The organism is Streptomyces sp. KR55, from assembly GCF_052245645.1.
Taxonomy (GTDB): Bacteria; Actinomycetota; Actinomycetes; order Streptomycetales; family Streptomycetaceae; genus Streptomyces; species Streptomyces flavusporus.
In genome coordinates, this window is sequence record NZ_JBQQCE010000743.1 from 1 (window position 1) to 3067 (window position 3067).

General features: G+C 69.8%; 2 protein-coding genes and 2 pseudogenes. 3 read left to right on the forward strand and 1 reads right to left on the reverse strand.

From position 1 onward, the window contains the following. A pseudogene (locus ACTWQJ_RS49325) lies at positions 1 to 495 on the forward strand (ACP S-malonyltransferase); the annotation flags it as partial. A 69-nt stretch (positions 496 to 564) separates the two neighbouring features. Continuing rightward, positions 565 to 950: pseudogene (locus tag ACTWQJ_RS49330) on the forward strand (helix-turn-helix domain-containing protein); the annotation flags it as partial. 331 nt (positions 951 to 1281) lie between these two features. Here ACTWQJ_RS49330 and ACTWQJ_RS49335 read toward each other — a convergent pair. Next, complete coding sequence (locus ACTWQJ_RS49335) at positions 1282 to 1461, reverse strand: hypothetical protein (RefSeq protein WP_443312880.1); 180 nt, start codon at positions 1459 to 1461, stop codon at positions 1282 to 1284. 619 nt (positions 1462 to 2080) lie between these two features. On the opposite strand from ACTWQJ_RS49335, the gene ACTWQJ_RS49340 reads away from it, so the two are divergent. Continuing rightward, the coding region (locus ACTWQJ_RS49340) for a LacI family DNA-binding transcriptional regulator (protein WP_443312881.1) at positions 2081 to 3067 on the forward strand (987 nt) is incomplete at its 3' end.

Below are 3067 nucleotides of genomic sequence, written 5' to 3' on the forward strand. Positions count from 1 at the left end.
AAGGACATCCTTCAGGAGGCCCGCGAGTACGACGTGGACACCGCGCCCTGGGGCGAGCTGTTCGACCTCGGCGTCCAGGCCCGCTACCTCAAGCGGGGGCTGTTCTTCCCGGCCCGGGCGTCCCGGCTGCACGAGCTGTGGCGCCGGCACGGCTCGCTCGCCCAGCTGGACGACGAGACCAGGAGCCAGATTCTCGACCGGTACCTGGGCGGCGAGGCCCCCGCGCCTGTCGCGGCAGGCAGCACCCCCGAGCAGCAGCTGGCGGCTGTGTTCCGCGGCTACTTCACACGCGGTTTCCGCCTCGCCGTGAGCGGTGACCAGCGCTCCCGGGTGGACTACCTGGTGCACTGCGGCCCCGCGATGGGCGCCTTCAACCAGGTGGTCGCGGACACCGAGCTCCACCCGTGGCGAGCCCGCACGGTGGAGGCGATCGCCGACGCCCTGATGGACGGCGCCGCTATCCACCTCTCCGCACGCCTGTGCAGCTTCGGCTGAGTGCGTTGCGGCAGACCGGATCTTGTTCGAGGTACGCGGTCGTCGCAACACCCCTGTTCAAGGGGTGCGGTGGACTTCGAGTTCCGAGCGGACCGGACGCCGCAGAGGCGTAAGAAGTCCCAGGAGCGGGAGGCATACTCCCGGCTCGTGCAGCAGGGTTACAGCAACACCGAAGCGTTCCGGATCGTCGGTGTCGACCGCAGGACAGGCAACGAGTGGCGCAATGGTCGCTCCGGGGAACGGAACCAGAAGCCGGTACCGCCGATCGATGTGGTGGTACCGGCTTCAGGCCTGTCCCGGTATCTGCGCGAGGACGAGCAATCCACATCGTCGACCGGCTGCGGGAAAAGGCCACGGTGCGAGCGATCGCCGCGGAGCTGGGCCGCAGCCCGTCCACGGTCAGCCGCGAGATCGAGCGCAATCGCCACCCCGAGAGCGGGGCCTACCGCGCACACCGTTGACTCTCGGCACCCGCGCTGGTCGCGGTCGTCGCTGCCATGGCCTGTGCGGTTGAGGTTCCCCTCGTAGCGTGGAGTCCGTGGTTGCAGGGGAAGTTGGGGTTGAAGCTCCCCCTTTGATCAGGACAGCTTGACAGTGGGACGGATGGGTCCCGGAGGAAGCAGTCTGATCGGTGAGTAAGAAGAGCAACACGGGCAAGCGGTACACGGCCGAGTTCAAGCGGGACGCGGTCACTGCCCGCGCGGCCGACGGCCCGCAACGAGCCCGCCGCCGGAGTGACCGACAGATCAACAGCAAGGACACCCGAAGGGTCAGTCATAACACCAGTCAGGCCGCCCCGGCGACGGTGACCTCATCCTCACAGTCGAAGCACGAACCGGTGCGGCCCATGCTCTGCCGCAGCCCCAACTTATTTATCTCGCACCGGAGTTCGTCTGCGGTGTATTCGCTGCCGCGGTCCGAATGCGCGATGCAGCCGGGCTGGAGCCGACCGTGTCCGGCGGCCATCCGCACATGAGTGCCCGAGGCAGCCCGACGTCTCAGTCCGCGCTGAGGGGGGTCCGCAGCCGCACCCGGTACCGCCCTCGGGTGTAGGGCCTGCTTCCAGGGTGCCGTGGAGGACCTCGGCCCGTTCCGCGGGCCGATCACGTCGGCTGGGAACCGGGGTGCGGCAGCGCAGGGCGGGTGGGCTGCCTGTTGGTGACGGTTACTCCGACGTCGTCACCGTCCTGACACAGCTCGACTCGGGCCGTCGCGCCGGGCGGGCTTGCGGACGTTGGTCAGCGCCTCCTGGGCCGTCCGGTAGAGGGCCCGCTGGGCGGGTGTGCTCACGGTGGGCGAGCCGTCAGCTCTGCATGAGTGCCGCCTGCTGACACGACGCGGTCCTCACCGAAGGTGGTCACGGCGAGGTCCACCACGCGGCATCGTGAGCGAAACGGTCGACGTAGGAGCGGCGCTCCGGTCGTGGTCAGTGGCAACATTGAGCGCTCACGCAGCGTGACGAAGTGCACCGTCCGTTCGAGGGGTCGGACGGAAGCGCGGGGCGACCGGCGGGCGGCCGACGGCATGTCCTACGGTTTCCGGAAGGTGCCCGGAGTTTTTCGGGCGTACAGCTACGGAGGTGGGGATGGTGGCCGGGGAAGGCGCTCAGCGCAAGACAGGCACGCGGAGCCCGGATGGGGCGCCGAAGGTGACGATCACCGAGATCGCGCGGGAGGCCGGGGTGTCCGTGCCGACTGTTTCGCGGGTCGTCAACGGGCGCTCGGACGTTTCGCCCACCACCCGTGCCCGGGTCGAGGACCTGCTGCACCGGCACGGCTACCGCCGCCGCCCGGCCGCGTCCGGCACCCGGGCGGTCCTGCTCGACCTCGTCTTCAACGATCTGGACAGCCCCTGGGCCGTCGAGATCATCCGGGGCGTCGAGGAGGTCGCGCACGAGGCCGGTGTGGGCACGGTGGTCTCCGCCATCCACGACCGGGCGGGGTCCGCGCGGCAGTGGATGACCAATCTGCGGGCCCGCCCGTCCGACGGCGTGATCCTTGTGACGTCGGTGCTCGAACCGGGGATCCACGACGAACTGCGCCGCTTGGGTGTGCCGTTGGTGGTGATCGACCCGGCTGGTTCGCCGGCCACCGAGGCGCCGACCGTGGGCGCCACCAACTGGACGGGCGGGATGGCCGCGACCGAGCATCTGCTCCAGCTCGGGCACCGCAGGATCGGGTTCATCGAGGGCCCGCCCAGGCTGCTGTGCTCGCGCGCCCGGCTCGACGGCTACCGGGCGGCGCTCGACGTGGCAGGAGTGGCGGTCGACAACGCCCTGACCGTGCCCGGTGACTTCTACCACGAGTCCGGATTCACCGGCGCGGGACGGCTGTTGGACCTCGACGAACCGCCGACCGCGATCTTCGCCGCGAGCGACCAGATGGCGCTCGGAGCGATCGAGGCGCTGCGGCGGCGCGGGCTTCGGGTGCCGGAGGACATGAGCATCGTCGGCTTCGACGACCTGCCCGAGGTGCGCTGGTGCGCGCCTCCGCTCACGACGGTTCGCCAACCTCTGTCCGACATGGGCAAGTTGGCTGCCAGGATGCTCCTCGACCTCGCGCGGAACGTCGAG

Coding starts and splice junctions, on each gene's coding strand:
- ACTWQJ_RS49335 (WP_443312880.1), bottom strand. CDS start 1,461: ATGGCCGCCGGACACGGTCGGCTCCAGCCCGGCTGCATCGCGCATTCG.